Origin of the sequence: Rothia sp. HMSC062H08 (assembly GCF_001810775.1) — a bacterium.
GTDB lineage: Bacteria > Actinomycetota > Actinomycetes > Actinomycetales > Micrococcaceae > Rothia.
Window position 1 is genome coordinate 59,810 of record NZ_KV802651.1, and the last position, 16,239, is coordinate 76,048.

The 16,239-nt window shown below is 55.8% G+C and carries 13 protein-coding genes and 1 pseudogene; 10 read left to right on the forward strand and 4 right to left on the reverse strand.

Annotated elements, in window-relative coordinates:
- From HMPREF2765_RS00590 to HMPREF2765_RS09325, 4 genes and pseudogenes are all read left to right on the forward strand, one after another.
- Positions 1 to 758: LLM class flavin-dependent oxidoreductase (locus HMPREF2765_RS00590; RefSeq protein ID WP_070604031.1), on the forward strand; the 758-nt coding region annotated here is incomplete at its 5' end.
- 195 nt (positions 759 to 953) lie between these two features.
- Positions 954 to 1,313 carry a Cd(II)/Pb(II)-sensing metalloregulatory transcriptional regulator CmtR gene (locus tag HMPREF2765_RS00595; protein ID WP_005504697.1) on the forward strand — a complete coding sequence of 120 codons (360 nt, stop codon included), beginning with the start codon at positions 954 to 956 and terminating at the stop codon, positions 1,311 to 1,313.
- Complete coding sequence (locus HMPREF2765_RS00600) at positions 1,310 to 1,960, forward strand: cation diffusion facilitator family transporter (protein ID WP_005508275.1); 651 nt, start codon at positions 1,310 to 1,312, stop codon at positions 1,958 to 1,960. Before HMPREF2765_RS00595 ends, HMPREF2765_RS00600 begins: the two co-directional genes overlap by 4 nt.
- Positions 1,961 to 1,998: 38 nt before the next feature.
- A pseudogene (locus HMPREF2765_RS09325) lies at positions 1,999 to 2,085 on the forward strand (luciferase); the annotation flags it as partial.
- A gap of 278 nt (positions 2,086 to 2,363) precedes the next feature.
- Here the strand turns inward: HMPREF2765_RS09325 and HMPREF2765_RS00610 are convergent.
- Positions 2,364 to 2,867 carry a pyrimidine dimer DNA glycosylase/endonuclease V gene (locus tag HMPREF2765_RS00610; protein ID WP_070604033.1) on the reverse strand — a complete coding sequence of 168 codons (504 nt, stop codon included), beginning with the start codon at positions 2,865 to 2,867 and terminating at the stop codon, positions 2,364 to 2,366.
- Positions 2,868 to 2,869: 2 nt separating this feature from the next.
- Positions 2,870 to 4,636, reverse strand: coding sequence for a DUF7059 domain-containing protein (locus tag HMPREF2765_RS00615; RefSeq protein WP_246824902.1), 1,767 nt, complete (start codon positions 4,634 to 4,636; stop codon positions 2,870 to 2,872).
- Between the two features lie 144 nt (positions 4,637 to 4,780).
- Here HMPREF2765_RS00615 and HMPREF2765_RS00620 point away from each other — a divergent pair, with 144 nt between their 5' ends.
- The 6 genes from HMPREF2765_RS00620 to HMPREF2765_RS00645 all read left to right on the forward strand — a co-directional run bounded on the left by HMPREF2765_RS00620 (position 4,781) and on the right by HMPREF2765_RS00645 (position 13,637).
- Positions 4,781 to 5,239 carry a pyridoxamine 5'-phosphate oxidase family protein gene (locus tag HMPREF2765_RS00620; protein WP_049347138.1) on the forward strand — a complete coding sequence of 153 codons (459 nt, stop codon included), beginning with the start codon at positions 4,781 to 4,783 and terminating at the stop codon, positions 5,237 to 5,239.
- Between the two features lie 343 nt (positions 5,240 to 5,582).
- Positions 5,583 to 8,399: a type I DNA topoisomerase gene (gene topA, locus HMPREF2765_RS00625; RefSeq protein WP_070604035.1), complete on the forward strand. Its 2,817-nt coding sequence runs from the start codon at positions 5,583 to 5,585 to the stop codon at positions 8,397 to 8,399.
- A 309-nt stretch (positions 8,400 to 8,708) separates the two neighbouring features.
- Positions 8,709 to 9,680, forward strand: a complete 972-nt coding sequence (locus tag HMPREF2765_RS00630) for a Ppx/GppA family phosphatase (protein WP_049357216.1) — start codon at positions 8,709 to 8,711, stop codon at positions 9,678 to 9,680.
- A 110-nt stretch (positions 9,681 to 9,790) separates the two neighbouring features.
- A complete protein-coding gene (locus HMPREF2765_RS09135; RefSeq protein WP_141749066.1) occupies positions 9,791 to 11,476 on the forward strand; it encodes a hypothetical protein in 1,686 nt (561 codons plus the stop codon).
- Positions 11,477 to 11,950: 474 nt separating this feature from the next.
- Positions 11,951 to 12,499, forward strand: coding sequence for a DUF6609 family protein (locus tag HMPREF2765_RS09330; RefSeq protein ID WP_070604037.1), 549 nt, complete (start codon positions 11,951 to 11,953; stop codon positions 12,497 to 12,499).
- 82 nt (positions 12,500 to 12,581) lie between these two features.
- Entirely contained in the window at positions 12,582 to 13,637 is a 1,056-nt protein-coding gene (locus HMPREF2765_RS00645) for a hypothetical protein (protein ID WP_049353856.1), read from the forward strand.
- 386 nt (positions 13,638 to 14,023) lie between these two features.
- Here the strand turns inward: HMPREF2765_RS00645 and HMPREF2765_RS00650 are convergent, their stop codons facing one another.
- Together HMPREF2765_RS00650 and HMPREF2765_RS00655 are read right to left on the reverse strand one after the other, a co-directional pair.
- On the reverse strand, positions 14,024 to 14,686 hold the full coding sequence (locus tag HMPREF2765_RS00650; protein ID WP_070604038.1) for a hypothetical protein: 663 nt from the start codon (positions 14,684 to 14,686) through the stop codon (positions 14,024 to 14,026).
- A 541-nt stretch (positions 14,687 to 15,227) separates the two neighbouring features.
- Complete coding sequence (locus tag HMPREF2765_RS00655) at positions 15,228 to 15,938, reverse strand: DUF6318 family protein (RefSeq protein WP_070604039.1); 711 nt, start codon at positions 15,936 to 15,938, stop codon at positions 15,228 to 15,230.
- Positions 15,939 to 16,239: the final 301 nt, after the last annotated feature.

Consider the following 16,239-nt stretch of genomic DNA (forward strand, 5'->3'; position numbering starts at 1 on the left):
AAAACCCGCTCTACATGGCTGAACTTGCCGCCATGGCAGACCTCATTGCGGCGGGCCGACTGCAGCTCGGTGTCTCCCGCGGCTCGCCCGAATCCGTTATCCGCGGCTTTGAGAGCTTCGGCTACTACCCGGCAGAAGGCGAAAACGAGAGCGATATGGCGCGCCGCCACCTCGATATTTTCCTCAAGGCAATTGAGGGTGAGGGCATGGCGCCCAGCGCTCGCGTGGCGGGCAAGTACGCCCCGATTCAGCCGCAGTCGCCGGGTCTGCGCGACCGCATCTGGTGGGGCGCGGGCACCGATAGCACCGCCGTGTGGACCGCGCAGAAGGGTCTGAACCTCATGTCCTCAACCCTGATGCTGGAAGATAAGGGTATTCCCTTCGATCAGCAGCAGGCGCAGCAGATTCGCCTCTTCCGCTCCGAGTGGGTGAAGGCGGGTAATTCGGGTGTTCCGCGTGTTTCGGTGTCCCGCTCGGTGTTGCCCGTTATCGACGAAACCTCGGCGCGCTACTTCGGTCGCCGCGCTTCGGAGGACTCGCAGGATTACACCGGCATTATTGACAACAGCTTCTCCCGTTTTGGTCGCAGCTACATTGGTGATCCGGCGGATATCGCCGAAGAGCTCGCTCGTGATGAGGCGGTTCAGGCGGCAGACACCGTGCTGCTGACGATCCCGAACCAGCTGGGTGTGGACTTCAATCTGAAGATGCTCGACGCAATCGTGAAGGAGATCAAGCCCGCGCTGACCACTAAGTAAAGCCCCTGAGGTGAAGATTCCGCAGAACCTTCTGCGCTAGCAGAGTTTCGCGCCAGCGTGCCGCCGTCGCTTCCGTGATGGGCGGTGGTCGCTGATGAGCGCGAACTCTGCCGCCTCCCGAGGGCAAGGGCGCGGAGCACGTGCGGCAGTCCGCGCAAGTGGACAATTGGTCAGTTATCACTGTATAGTCATCGTATGCTGACTATTGCTTCACACCTCGACGTTATGAACCGGCTCGGCCGCGCCATGGCCGACCCGACACGTTCCCGGATTCTGATGACCCTCCTCAGCGGCCCGAGCTATCCAGCCGTGCTCTCGCGCGAGCTGGAACTGACCCGCTCGAACGTGTCCAACCACCTGACCTGCCTGCGCGATTGCGGAATCGTCGTCGCCGAGCCCGAGGGCCGCCAGACGCGCTACGAGATCGCCGACCCGCACCTCGCCGCGGCACTGACGTCCCTGATTGACGTCACGCTCGCGGTGGACGAGGCCGCGCCGTGCATCGACTCGGAATGCTCGGTGTCGGGCTGCTGTGGAACGGCGGCGGGAGCATGAGCGAGACCCTGACCACCGCGCGCCGCGCGATGCTGCACCGGCGCGTCCGCTTCATCGTTGGCTTCACGATCACGTACAACGTAATCGAGGCAATCGTCGCAGTCTGGGCAGGCGTCCTCGCCTCGTCCGCGGCTCTCATTGGCTTCGGGCTCGACTCGGTTGTTGAGGTACTCTCGGCCGCGGCCGTCACCTGGCAGTTCACCCGCAAGGACCCTGAGCGGTGGGAAACGGTCACCGTCAAGGCCATCGGCATCGCGTTCTTCGCGCTGGCGGCCTACGTCTCAATCGACGCGGTGCTGGCCCTGGTCGGCCAGGAGGGCCCCGACCGCAGCCCGCTGGGTCTCGGTATCACCGCGCTGAGCCTGGTCGTCATGCCTCTGCTGGCGTGGATTGAGGTCCGCACCGGGCGGGAGCTGGGCTCCAAGAGCGTGATGGCCGACGCCAAGCAGCTCATCCTGTGCATCTACCTCTCCGGTGCGGTGTTCATCGGCCTCGTCCTCGACAGCCTGTTCGGCTGGTGGTGGGCTGACTCGGTCGCGGCGCTGGTCGTGGCGGTGCTCGCGGTGCGCGAAGGCCTGGAGGCCTGGCGCGGCGACGTCGAGTCGCCGTTCGAAGTGCTAGAGGACCTCGAAGACGAGGACGACTGACCCGTCACCCGACGATGAAGAGCCAGTGCTGCAACCCAGACATGCGCTACGAAAACCCGCTCTACATGGCTGAACTTGCCGACATGGCCGATCTCATTGCGGCGGGTCGACTGCAGTTGGGTGTGGACTTCAACCTGAAGATGCTTGATGCAATCGTGAAGGAGATCAAGCCCGCGCTGACCACCAAGTAAAGGTCCTGAGGTGAAGGTCCTTGGGTAAAGGTCCTGGGGTAATGACCCCGTGCCAAGCTGTTTCCAGCGCTCTGTAATGCGCTGAGATGTTTGTTCCCATACAGCTTGAGCCGTACATGCAGCAATGCCCCGGCAGGCACCCGCAAGGGTTACCGCCGGGGCATCACTATGCTCACGTTCTTAGAAATCCTTCTGCCTAGAAGTCCCTCTGTCTAGAAATCTTTCGTCTTTTCCCAAGGCTCAATAGCCCCCGGAACCACCTCAAACAGCGGATGCGCACACGCCGCCAGCTCGCCGCGCGCCGTCAGGCGCTCGCTCAACCGATGCTCCCACTCGGGGTCGCGCCCAGCCACCTTGTGCTGCAGAAAGGCGAGCTCGTACTCCAGCTGACCCAAAGGAACGGGAATCAGCGAGACCGAAGCGTACGGGTTTTCCGCCTTGTCGGCACAGTTTTTATCGGTACCGTTTTTGCCCGCACCAATCAGTGCGCGGTTGAACGAGTAGCCGCGGGCATCCGCCTCATCAGCCAACCCGGACAGGTAGGCGGCAACCGCCTCCAGCGGCTGCGGATGCGCGCGAAAACGAATCAGCTGCGGATGGTTCGTGTACCCGCGAGTCAGACCCCGCAGCACCTTCTGCGCCAGCAGGGTTTCACGCCAGCAGGCGACCAGGGCGCGCCGATCGAGCAGACAGGGGTGAAGGGACCAAATACGCACGCCTAGCCCTGCGCTTCTGCCGCATATACCTCAGCGGCATTTTCGTCAGCCGATGCTGCGCCCGCGTGCTCGTCGCTAAAGTGCAGGAAGCTCTTGAGCACCAGCTCACGCACCGCATGCAACAGGGTGTCGCGCGGATGCTGCTCCTGCGTGCCGCGTGCCGCGGCGGTAGCCTCGTCGTATTCGGGCCAGGATAGCAGCATGGCAAGAGCCGCCACAATATGACCCACGGCAAGCTCACCATCGCTCGCCGATGCAAAACCAGCGGTCTCGGTGGAGAGCAGCTGGGTGCGGCACAGACCCGAACCGGCACGCAGCAAAATGACGCTGGGATGCTCGGCGCCGGGGCGGCCGTGGCGTTCCTCGGTGACGTCCTCGGCGACCTCCAGGTGTGCGGTAAGGAGCGCCTCATCGTCCATGGCGGCGAGGCGGTCGTAGCGGCGCACGGACCCGGTGAGGGCGCGGGCGATGGGCTGCTGAATCGGATAGGTGATCTCCTCGAAACGCTGCAGGGGATCGGTCGCACCTGCCGCGGTCGCCTCGGTCGGGCGGCGCAGCCAAATCATGCCGAAACCAATAGAATGAACGTTCCGGGAAGCGAAGTCGTTCAGGTACGCCACGTAGGTCTGCTCGTAGTGGCTGCGGTCGCGGTTCTCGCTCGCATCCTTCAACCAGGTCTCCGCGTAGGAGGCGGGGGTCAGCGCCTCACGCTGAATAAACCACGCCTCCGCGCCGCCGTCGGCAACCCAGGCACGCGGGCGCTCATCCCACGGGCGCGGTGCATCCGGGTCCGCCGAATCGCGAATAATTTCCCAGTTGCCCAGCATCTGCGCGCGGCCACCGGGCACCAGCACCGACGGCAGCTGACGCACCATCGTGCTCACAATTTCGTCACCGGGCAGGCCGCCGTCGCGGTAGGTGAACTGCTCCTCGGCGCTCTCACCGGCAACACGCGGGGTAATCACGAACGGCGGGTTCGACACCACCAGGTCGAAAAGCTCACCGGCGACCGGCTCCAGCAGGGAACCCTCACGCAAGCTCACGCGCGCCTGTGGGTTCTGCGGATTAATGTTGAGCGCCTGCGCGTTCAGCAGCAGGTTAAAACGGGTGAACGCCAGGGCACGCTCCGAAATGTCGGTGGCGGTCACGTGCTCAGCGTGGGCGAGCAGGTGGAAGGTCTGAATACCGCAGCCGGTGCCTACATCCAGGGCACGCTTGACGGGGGTGCGCTCGGTAATCTGCGCCAGAGTCAGGGAGGCGTGACCAATGCCGAGCACGTGATCCTTACGGAGCACTCCGGGGCGCTGATGCGCACCCAGGTCGGCGGCAACAAAGATTTCGGTGCCGTCATCGGCGGCGTGAGGGCGCAAATCAACGCTCGCGGACCAGTGGGCAGAATCCGCAGCGTCGCGCTCAATCAGCGCGGCATTCTCAAAATCAACCAGGGTATCGCCGAAAACCTCGGCTGCCTCAGCCTCGGTGAGCGGGCGGGCCAGCAGGAAAAACGCCAGCAGACGCGCCAGGTTCTTCTCACCCGCGCTGTAACCGCCGCGCAGAATATGCTCCACACGCCACAGGCCCGGAACCACCTGGTCACGAGCCAGCGCCTCAGCCGCCTCAACACCCAGCAGCTCCTGCACAGCGTCATAGCTGTAGTTCAACGCCAGCAGGCGTTCACGGATGCGGGTCAGGCGGGCGTAATCATCGCTACGGGGAGCATCCACAACAGCGGCATACTCGGGAGCGAAAGCGGCGGCAGAAATAGTCATGCACACCATTCTACGCACCCGCCGCATCTGCCCGGGCGCGCCCACCGCGTATAGGCGGCAGCGCAATGACACGGCCCCGACCCACCCACTGACCAAAACTGTCATCTACGCAAGAGCGCCCACCCCATCGCATACACTGAAACCATGAGTAACCTGTACCCCGATGAAAGTATCAGCGTCGACAAGTGCTGGGAGCGTCTGCACGCAAACACTCTCGGCCGCCTCATCCTCACTGACGGACAGCACGTCGATGTGCTGCCCGTGCTCTACGCCGTCGCCAGCCAAGACGACAAGCAGGAAATCTACATCCGCACCACCCGCGGCAACAAGTTCTCCTCCGTGGTGGTCAGCCGCCGCGTCGCCTTCGAAATCGACGAAACCCTCGAAGACGGCATCCGCTCCGTCATCGTGGTCGGTATCGCCCACTGGCTGCCGCCGGAAATGACCCCGCAGATTGTGCGCACTTTCGACCTGCCCGACTCCGAAACCCACGAAATGCAGTGGGTGCGCATTGTGCCGCAGACCGTGTACGGCCGCGAATACCCGTTGCTGCCCGCATACCTGGACGGCACCCACCCCGACTCTGACACCCTCACCAGCTAGAAACGCAGGTGAGCGGGTGCGCGGTGCGCCCCAGCACCCGTCCCCATGTACCTCGTGCACACACCACCGCTCCGGTACCGTATGATGTACCGAGTACCCTGCGCACTCGTGCAAGCTCAACACGCCCGGTCCACATCAACCAGAACCGGGCCAGCTCGCCCGGTGCCGGGCCACCGCGCGCTCGCCGCATGAAACGCACCGAGCGCACCACATCAACCCAACATAAACTACACCCCCACCGATCACCTCACCCGCGTACAATCACACCCCGCCGGCGCCCACAAGCGCCAGCGTAGGTTATGGTTGAATACGTAGCTTTTCAACACACAGATAGAGGAGTGCCGTGCCCGCTCAGGCAAAGACCGGAAAAGCCCTGCTGATTGTGGAGTCTCCCTCCAAGGTCAAAACCATTAGCAGCTACCTCGGCGAGGACTACCTCGTCGACTCGTCCATGGGCCATATCCGCGACCTTCCGCAGCCCTCCGAACTGCCCGAAAACCTCAAAAAGAGCCCCGTCGGCAAGTTCGCTGTCAACGTTGAAGAGAACTTCGAACCCTACTACGTGGTCAACCCCGACAAAAAGAAAAAGGTCGCTGAACTCAAGCGCAAGCTCAAAGAAGTAGACGCGCTCTACCTGGCAACCGATGGTGACCGCGAAGGTGAAGCCATCGCATGGCACCTGAAGGAAGTCCTCAAGCCCAAGGTACCCGTCTACCGCATGACCTTCCCCGAAATCACCCGGGAAGCCATTCAGCGTGCCTTCGGTGAACTGCGCGACATCGACCTGCACCTGGTCGACGCGCAGGAAACCCGCCGCATCCTCGACCGCATCTACGGTTACGAAATCTCCCCCGTACTCTGGCGCAAGGTCGGCCGCGGCCTCTCCGCAGGTCGCGTGCAGTCCGTCGCAACCCGCCTCGTGGTCGAGCGCGAACGTGAACGCATGGCATTCGTTGCCGCCAACTACTGGGACCTGTCCGGACGCTTCCTGACCGCAGCCTCCGAGGGCTTTGACGCCAAGCTGGTCGCCGTAGACGGCAACCGCATCGCCACAGGCAAGGACTTCGCCGACGACGGCACCCTCAACTCCTCCAAGGTCACCCACCTGAACGAGGAAGCCGCCCTCGCGCTCGCCGCAGCCCTGCAGTCCGCCGCGTTCTCCGTACGCTCCGTTGAGACCAAGCCGTACAAGCGCCGCCCGGCAGCACCGTTCACCACCTCCACCCTGCAGCAGGAAGCCGCACGTAAGCTGCGTTTCTCCTCCCGCGTGACCATGCAGGTGGCGCAGCGCCTCTACGAAAACGGTTACATCACCTACATGCGTACCGACTCGGTCGCACTGAGCGAGCAGGCTATCTCCGCCGCACGCCGCCAGGCATCCGAGCTGTACGGCGCAGAGTTCGTGCCCTCCGCACCGCGCGTGTACACCTCCAAGAGCAAGAACGCGCAGGAAGCCCACGAAGCAATCCGCCCCGCGGGCGACACCTTCCGCACCCCGGACGCTGTGCGCGGCTCCCTGTCCAACGACGAGTTCCGCCTCTACGAGCTGATCTGGAAGCGTACCGTCGCCTCCCAGATGGCTGACGCGACCGGTTCCACCGCCTCCGTGCGCCTGGGCGCCGTGGCATCTAACGGCCAGGACGCTGAGTTCGTAGCATCCGGTACCGTCATCACCTTCCGCGGCTTCCTCGCCGCTTATGAGGAGGGCGTTGACGCATCCCGCGTGGCCGAGCGTGAGGCGAAGGACGCTGAGAAGCGCCTGCCGAACCTGACCACCGGTGAGGCGCTGACCGCCGAGGCGATTGAACCCGCCGGCCACGAGACCCTGCCGCCTCCGCGCTACACCGAGGCGTCCCTCGTGAAGACCCTGGATGAGCTGGGCATTGGCCGCCCGTCCACCTACGCGGCGGTTATTTCGACCATCATGGACCGCGGATACGTGAACGTTCGTTCTGGTTCGCTGATCCCGTCCTGGATCGCGTTCTCCGTGGTGCGCCTGCTTGAATCCAGCTTCGGCCCCTACGTGAACTACGAGTTCACCGCGCAGATGGAAGAAGACCTCGACCGCATCGCACGCGGCGAAGAATCCCGCGTCGAATGGCTGGGCGAGTTCTACTTCGGCGGCGGCTCCAAGCGCGGCCTGAAGCCCATCGTCGACAACCTCGGCGAGATTGACGCCCGCAGCATCAACTCCATCCCGATTGCGGACGGCATTGTGCTGCGCGTGGGCAAGTTCGGCCCCTACCTGGAAGCCGAAGGAACCCTCGACACCGAGACCGGCGAGCTGACCGAACCGATCCGCGCGAATGTACCCGCCGACCTGGCACCGGACGAACTGACCGAAGCGAAGGCACGAGAACTGCTCGAACAGGGCAAGTCCGACGGCCGCGTGCTTGGCGTTGACCCGGTCTCCGGCAACCAGATCGTGGCACGCGACGGCCGCTACGGCCCCTACGTCACCGAAGTCATCGAAGAGATGACCGAGGAGCAGATTCAGGCATACCTGGACGCGCAGCCGACCGAATACTACAAGAACGGCAAGCCCAAGCCGAAGAAGAAGCCCAAGCCCGCCAAGCCGCGCACCGCGTCCCTGTTCAAGTCCATGGACCTGGCGACCGTGACCCTGGAGCAGGCACTGCAGCTGATGAGCCTGCCGCGCGTGCTCGGTACCGACGCTGAGGGCGTGGAAATTACCGTGCAGAACGGCCGCTTTGGCCCGTACCTGAAGAAGGGCACGGACTCCCGCTCGATTGGCAGCGAGGATGAGATCTTCACGATTACGCTGGAGCAGGCGCTGGAGATTTACTCCCAGCCGAAGCAACGCGGTCGTGCGGCGGCTAAGCCTCCGCTGGCTGAGCTGGGCGTGGACCCGGTCAGCGAGAAGAAGATCGTGGTGAAGGACGGCCGCTTTGGCCCGTACATCACCGACGGTATTACGAACATTACGGTTCCGCGTGCGGAGTCGGTCGAGTCGCTGACCCACGAGCGTGCGGTGCAGCTGCTTGCTGACAAGCGTGCGAAGGGCCCGGTCAAGCGTAAGACCGCCGCGAAGAAGACCACCACGGCTAAGAAGACTACTGCTAAGAAGACGACCGCAAAGTCTACTACCGCGAAGAAGACGACCACTCGTAAGACCGCGGCGAAGAAGACCGCTGAGTAGCCTGCCGCGTTGTCAGCAGCCGAGTAGCGTTTCTACTTGAAGGCGCAGGATGCGTCCCGAACCCCCGCGTGGGGTGGGGCGCCTCCTGCGCCTTTTGCGTGCCCGCGCTTTTGCGTGCCCGGGAGAGTACATGCCCGGCGCGTTTTTGTGACCGCGCTACGTTTTTATGCCCGCGCTGTGCTGATGTTGGGCATCCGCCCGGATTGTTTGCGGAGTGAGCCGCGCCTCTGACAGACTGGAAGAGGCGCCGCACCTGCGGTACCGCACACAGACAATATCCCGCCGCGGGGCGGGGGAGGGGAGCGCATCGTGCGCCTGGGAGTTCTGGATGTCGGGTCGAATACGGTCCACCTGCTACTGATTGACGGTAGCCCTGGAGCGCGCCCCGAACCGTACGCGTCGCACAAGATTCCGCTGCAGCTCGTGCAGTACCTCGATGCTGAGGGCAATATTTCGCAGGAGGGCGCGGACGCACTGACCCGCTTCGTGACTAGCGCCCGCGACTTCGCGATCGAGAATGAGGCGGAGGACCTGCTGGCGTTCTCCACGAGCGCTATCCGTGAGGCGGGTAATGGTGCGGCGGTGCTGCATCAGGTGCGTGAGCAGACCGGCGTGAGCCTGAACGGTATTTCGGGTGATCAGGAGGCGGCGATTACGTACTTTGCGGTGCGCCGCTGGCAGGGTTGGGGTGCGGGCCGCATCCTTGATTTTGATATTGGTGGCGGTTCTTTTGAGTTTTCGACGGGTACGAATGCGTTGCCGGATGCGGCGATGAGCGTGCCGTTGGGTGCGGGCCGTCTGACGCGTGAGTTTTTTGATGAGCAGCCGCCGAGCCCGAAGCAGGTGAAGCGTCTGCGTAAGTATGTGCGTGAGCAGATCGCCCCGGTGGCGGAGAATCTGTTGCGTTATGGTGCGCCGGATATGACGGTGGGTACGTCGAAGACGTTCCGTTCGTTGGCGCGTATTTGTGGTGCGGCGCCGTATTCGGCGGGCCCGCATGTGAAGCGTGAGATGCATTTGCAGGATTTGCGCCTGTGGACTCGTCGTATGGAGGCGATGACGGTGTCTGAGCGTAGCGATTTGCCGGGTGTTTCGAAGGCGCGCGCGGAGCAGATGCTGGCGGGCGCTATCGCTGCGGAGGCGGCGATGGAGGCGTTCGGGGTTGAGACGATGCGCGTGTGCCCGTGGGCGCTGCGTGAGGGCCTGATTCTGAAGCGTATTGAGCACCTGGCGGAGGGTACGGGTACTCCGGTCAACCCGAAGACCCTCCTGGGTGAGTAGAACATGATGATGAACCCCGCAGGCTGGTGTGTAATGTGCACCCACCTGCGGGGTCACCGCTTTTCTTGTACATACCCGCCGACAAAGACGTAGGAAAGGAACAATCACCGATGAAAATCCAAGACGTAATTGATGAAGTCAACGGCATATGGGGCGAAGAGCACGAGGAAAAACGAAAAAAGATATTTCGGGAAAATATTTTTTGGAAACCCGTGGAAGCGTTTTTTATAGTTTCTGGACTTTATTTTTGCACTACATTTTTTGCATGGTTTTCTCTTATTACTGCCCCCAGTGAAATGAATGACGGGGCGATTTTCTATTTAAAATTAGTATTTAATATTCCTTATTATTTATTTGATATACGCTTAGGAATCATCGTTTCCTTAGCGAGCCTCCTTTTGAGTCTTTATGTTAGTGTTGGTAAATTTGCAGATGGTGTAGAAGGTGCCGTTGGTGACGCTCGTCGCGCAGCATATCGCCATTTTGCTAAATATGTAAGTCGCATTATATTTGCAATCTTTATTCTAAATTTTTGGCATGCTTTACTTTCGGTGTATTTTCAGAGTCCCCATTATGCTCCTGAATTTCTAGGGGGTATGCGTGTAAGCCCCGACTGGGGAAATCTTGTTGTTCCTGAGAGTATGAGCCTTTCTCGATATAGTGAAATTCCATTGTGGAGTTTATTGTTCTTTGCATGGTTTACTCTAGCATCTTCCCGTATGTTAACTTATAGTGAAAAAGATATATTGGTTAAAAAAATATATTTGTTGAGAAGGATTAATAATGTTAGCGGGGGCAAAGATTTGCTAGCTCGCCATGTATATGAAGTTGCGGCTGATGAAATTAATTCTAAAGGAACCGTTCCTGCTTTGTCTAGCAGTAGAAAAAATAGGGGGCAAGAGGGGTATGCCAATCTCTTCTATTGGGACTATGGATATTCGGGCTTTAGATATAAATATGAGCGTCGATGGGAATGTGTTTTATATGGGGCGCAGTTTCTGACGATTCCTGCATTCTTATTTTTAGTTGAATACTATATTGGATATGTTGTAATTGGGGTTATGTTGTTCCTCTGGGAGGTTGCAATATTTTGTGTCTCTGAGAATTGTCTGCATGGTGCAGTTTATCAATTTAATAAGAATTTTGAAAGTAAATATGGTAAATTCATTGAATTCTGGAGATTTTATTCATCAAGGGTTTTGTTTGAAGCCCTTCGGGTGATGCTTTTGCTAGCTATTTTAATTGCGATCTTGATTGCAAATACTCAGTATTTTGTGCAATCTACGCTGCTTATTGTTGTTTTTTATGCTTGTCGGTGGAAGAATTTTAAAAAGATTAAGTATGGTTTTTATTGTCGTCTTAAGCAGGATACTAGGGCTCTGCTATCAGAGGGGGCATTATCTTTAATTGACGAATTTCAAAAATTTCCCAAAAGGAGAGAATGCGATAAGCCTGAGATTGTAAATAAAACTTCTCGGGAGGGGTATAGGTTAAAAAAGCATCGCGTGTTTAGTATTCGACTTGAAAAATTCCATATATTGATGGGGAAAATCTATTTATGGATGAAGGTGGCTGCAGGGTTTTTTATTCTTGATGAGAAAGAGCATGAGGAATATGCTGAATATATGTTGCTTGCATATGTTTATTGTTTAATGATTAGGGTAAATGAATCTTATATTGAATATGAACTGGAAAGTGGTGGAAATAAAGGTGGGCGGGGCTCTATTGTTACAAATAATTTGATTCGCTATAAATATTCCAGACCTGCTACCCATAGGTCTCTTCGCCGTAAGTAGCCTCCAGTCTCGGCGAGGGTAAGCGCTGAGAAGCCACATATGTTTCGAACAGCCACGTGATAAGTGGCTTCTCGAAACATATGTGGCTTTTCGCTATGAGGGAGCTGTACCCCCCCCCCCGCAGAATTTGTGCCATGGTTTAGCTTTTTCGGTAATGGGTTAGTGACTTCGGGCTGGGGTTTTAGCCATTACCAAAGACGCTAAGTCATGACTGAAATTGCTAAGTCATTACCAAATTTCCGCCCCGCACCGAGCAACCCAAACGAAACAGAGCAACCCCAGATGCACACACGCATCCGGGGCTGCCCCTTTCGCTTTTTGACGAGTTCTCTAATGCCATTTTGATATAATTGCAGGAGATGTAATTAATAGTCAGAAGGACTGGGCAATATTGATATATTGCAGAATTTTTTATATTAAAATTTAGTGACGTAACAAGAGAAGTGACTCTATGAGAGGCTATTGGAGGTATCGATGACTTTTCTAAACTATAACAAAGATGAAAAGTTGGAATTTAACTATAAGAGGGCATGCGGTCTGTGGCTAATTGTGGTAGCGGCAGTTATAGCAATAGCCACCATGACCGGAGGAAAACAAATAATAAATATGCAAGTATTCAGCATTGGCTACGTTATTAGCTTTTTCTCGATTAACATGAACAAGAAGGTGCTGAATAGACTAGCCGATGGCCCTTCGAGTGAATTTCAAAAGAAAGTATCTTCACGTGCCGTTATTCTATTATTTGTCTTGATGGTTTTGCTGGGCGGCCCATTCTTCGCAACTGAAAATTGGAGACTGATTTGGTTGGGAGCGCTGATGGCAACCGCGCTGCATTTCTTCCCATACTATTTTGTGCATGGAAAGTCAATGATATATCTGGGTCTTATCTGTGCCATCAACGTGTTTGCGGGATATATTTTTACCAACATCCCGTTAGCGGTAATTGCATATATCGACGCGGCGATTAAGCTCATCTTCGGAATTTATCTACTATTCCTTTCAAAGCCATCAAAGCAAATATAAGGCGTAGTTTATCGATGTGCTAAAAAGCAGCCCCGAACACTTCCGTATCCCGGGCCGTCTGCTAGGAAAGGAACAATCACCGATGAAGAACCAACTACTGTTAGCGCAGAGGCTAGCTGAGGGGGCCGAAAATATGATTGCAGTAAGTAACTTTTTGCCTGTATTGACTGGTGCTTTGATTACTCTAATCGGCTCGTTACTTGTTGCCTGGTGGAATGGTCGTAAAGCTGACAGACAGATGGACTTCTCTAAGCGTTCTAAACCGCCCGAATTAGCTCGGTATAAGGAGCTTCTTGAAATTTCTAAGGAGTATAAGGAGCTTGTCAACTTTGAAAATGTAGACGCGCTGGTAATTGTCTCACCAGAGTATAGAGAGATTGAAGAGTGTCGCAAAATTGCTTTAGAGCGGTTAGCTTGGGAACACAAGGTACTCTCTGAGTGTCGTGATATTCAGGCCCGGAAGAGGTTGTTAAAAATTCCTGAATCTTATATTGTGGGGCAATGGATGGGGGATATAAAAATATTTCCGAGTTTTAATACTATTCTCTCTGTATTCCTTCAAGTAATTCTGTATATTTTTATGATTGCAATGTCGATAAGGTATGGTATCGAATGCATTAAATTAGCCATCTTATCTTTTCAAGTTATTGTGAAGCCTGAAATTCTTGATGGCGAAAGGCAATATATGGTGGTATTAACCCCTGCGCTTACCTTATTTTTGACCTTTATGTCAATTTTTTCAGTTCGCACCTTGTATGTTGTCATTAAGCCATTGGGAAATGCTATTAGTAGCGGTGAGATTGCTAGGTATGAATATATTAAAATTTTGCAGAAATATGCTCCGAAAAATATTTGTGAAAATTTAGATGCATTAATTAACTCACCTGCTAAAGCTGTGGTGCGCCTAGGGTATGCCATGTTTGATAGTGAATATGCTGCTTTAGTTAATGTTCCTAAAATATGGAGAAGGAATAAGTGGTATATTCCTCCTGTAAAGATTCTAATGGCTGCAGTCCCATATGCTCTTCTTGAAAAGTTTAATAAGAGTGGAAAGCCCTACGGTTCTTATTTAGAGGGGGCATTTGAAATTGATGCTAAGAACCTTGAAAGCAAAGAACTGTCTGTCGGCTCAGGGTAAAGATGTTTCAGATAAGGAAGATAAGGAATCTGCGGAGACTAAAGCTGAAAGCAAAAGCTGACCCGCTCTAGACAACTTCAGCTTTCGCAAGGGTAAATGTTGAGAAGCCACATGTGTTTCGAACAGCCACGTCATAAGTGGCTTCTGGAAACACATGTGGCTTCTCGCTATGGGGCTGTAACCCGTGCAGAATTCGTGCCATGGTTTAGTGTCTTCGACCATGGTTTTTAACTACGACCAAAGACGCTAACCTATGGCACAAATCTGGAACTCATGACCGGATCTCCACCCGGCCCGAGTAGTCCAAACAAAGCAACGCGGCCCGGGACGCTTACATGTCCGGGGCCGCCTGCTGCGGTTATTTAATATATTGGGTTGGACCTGGTTTACATGTCGGGCCAGTCGCGGTGCAGCGAGTACTCCGTATCCCCGTCACCGTTATCATTTAGGTGCCAACGCTGACCGGTACGGATATCGGCCTTGCGCAGGCGCGGGTTCGGATTATCTGGCTTGCCCATGGTCGGGTCGTTCTTGCAGCCCCAACGAGTATCGTCATAGCTGCAGTCACCGGCTACGCGTCCCACGTCGGTCCACCAGACACGAATCAGCAGCGGGTCGACAGTTTCCTTCGTCAACACGACATCCAGAGCCTGCCAGTCGCCGCCGTCCACACGGAAACGACCTGAGTAAGAAACGGTCGCGTACGCGTGGAAATTACCGGACCGCTGGTAAGCGTAACTCGTTGAGGTCTTGCGTGACTCTTCGCCACGTGCCCTGCTGACCGGCTTACCCATGGTATAGAAGCTACCCTCATCACCGTTGCCGTATTGGATGGTCATCTGGGTGGGGTAGGATTCCATCTCTACGTGGCCGATCATGAGGTCGTCTTCCCATCGTGCGGTGGGGGCGTCGACGTAGAAGTTGATCTGGTCGCCCTTGTGGACGTTGGGGTTGTCTTCGCTCAGACCGGTGCCGAGGTTGTAGGACTGCTTCAGTACGGGGGCCTGGATGTTTGTGTTAGCGAATTGGTCCTCAACTTCTTGGAGCATTTCTTCAGGAGAAGGGCCCTTGGGCTGTGCGGGGTCATTCGAGGTGAAGGTTTTAGCGTCATTGGGTACGCAGTAACGGCCGCCAACATGGTTGGGTATTCTGTTGGCGTTATCTCCCTGAGGTAGAGGCCCTATGGTGTAATGCCCCGGACGTCGGTCTACTTTCGTGTAACATTCTGCATCTCCGGCTTTTCGAGCTTCGGGTACAGTTCCGTAGACTGTTTGATTAGTGCCATCACGCATTGGGATGTGGTTATCCTCCCAACTCTTGCGTGCTGCTTCTACCGAGGCACCAGAAGATGATCCCTCACTTGGAATATCTGTTCCGTTAGATTGGTCGTGAGAAGGCGATTTCTTTGAGTGAGTATCCTTTTTAGGTTGATTATCCCGCTGAACCTTTACACAATGTCCATTAGAATTTTTCTGCGTACATTCACTGGCCATAGAAATAGAAAAACCAGAGATTGAATTTATAGCAAGGATAGATGCGGATAGGAGGATATAGATTTTTTTAGAGGTAGATTTTGATGGTGTCATAATACTATCCTCCAAAATCAGATCCGGAAATTTTCCAGTATCCGTCAGAGTACGTATACAAGAAGTAGAAAGAGTCATTGGTGGTATCTGTATTGGCCTCCATTTCAAGATGGCCGTCAGGATTTACATACGTAACAGTCGACCATAGAATGCTGAACTTCATTCGATAATTCTTTTTCTGGTCATCGTAAATCAGAGAGCTTTCAGCCTGGTAAGACTCCAAACCTCCGATAATCCATCCTCCACGTTCGTAGAGCGATTCCGTATAGTTGTATGAATTATATTCATCGGTATCTTTCATGACATATTTGAAAGCATACGAACAATCGCCAGTCTGAATTCCATAATTGTGTGCAACCAGCCAGTCCTGCATCATCTTCATGAGGCCTTCTTCGGTTTCAGGGTACTGAGCGGGCTCATTACGAGGCTTGGGGACGTTCTGTGCGGGTCCATAGCCATCGGCCTTACGGTATTCACCGTCGGGAGCTTTGGATTGTCCTGAATATCCGCGAGTGACTCGCGGGCTCGGAGTAGCGGAAGCAGAAGCAGCATCAGATGCCGCCGCAGATGCCGAAGCGGTCTCGCTCGGCGCGGCGGAGGCGGTGGCTGCCGCCTCGTTATTTGCCTGCTGGCCACACGCCGCAAGCAGGGCCCCCAGGCCCACAAGTGCGCCGCTACCCAGCAGGGTACGGCGATTAAGAATGGTCGATTCCATAGAAGATACGCTCCTATCGTCGGTGATGGTGTGTTGTTTAGTTACTAGTCGGGCCGTTATTTGCAGGTCAAGCTGACTGCCGGAAGGAAAACAGCCCTGTAGTTCACTCAACAAGCGCATCGGTGCGCTATTGAGTACTACAGTTACCACCCTACCGCATGTTTGCCGTCGTTTGCATTCTTTTGAGGATGATGACGGTGGTTGGTCATTATTCGGGCTTCTCAATGCTTTATGTATCAAATATCTTTGCGCCCGCGGAGGCGCCGCCTCAGCAGAATTTGTGCCATGGTTTAGCGTCTTC

Excerpts from the sequence above, each read along its gene's own strand:
- HMPREF2765_RS00645 (WP_049353856.1), top strand. The coding sequence starts at position 12,582 with ATGAAGAACCAACTACTGTTAGCGCAGAGGCTAGCTGAGGGGGCCGAA.
- HMPREF2765_RS09135 (WP_141749066.1), top strand. The coding sequence starts at position 9,791 with ATGAAAATCCAAGACGTAATTGATGAAGTCAACGGCATATGGGGCGAA.
- HMPREF2765_RS00600 (WP_005508275.1), top strand. The coding sequence starts at position 1,310 with ATGAGCGAGACCCTGACCACCGCGCGCCGCGCGATGCTGCACCGGCGC.
- HMPREF2765_RS00595 (WP_005504697.1), top strand. The coding sequence starts at position 954 with ATGCTGACTATTGCTTCACACCTCGACGTTATGAACCGGCTCGGCCGC.
- HMPREF2765_RS09330 (WP_070604037.1), top strand. The coding sequence starts at position 11,951 with ATGACTTTTCTAAACTATAACAAAGATGAAAAGTTGGAATTTAACTAT.
- HMPREF2765_RS00620 (WP_049347138.1), top strand. The coding sequence starts at position 4,781 with ATGAGTAACCTGTACCCCGATGAAAGTATCAGCGTCGACAAGTGCTGG.
- HMPREF2765_RS00655 (WP_070604039.1), bottom strand. The coding sequence starts at position 15,938 with ATGGAATCGACCATTCTTAATCGCCGTACCCTGCTGGGTAGCGGCGCA.
- HMPREF2765_RS00615 (WP_246824902.1), bottom strand. The coding sequence starts at position 4,636 with ATGACTATTTCTGCCGCCGCTTTCGCTCCCGAGTATGCCGCTGTTGTG.
- HMPREF2765_RS00650 (WP_070604038.1), bottom strand. The coding sequence starts at position 14,686 with ATGCTCCAAGAAGTTGAGGACCAATTCGCTAACACAAACATCCAGGCC.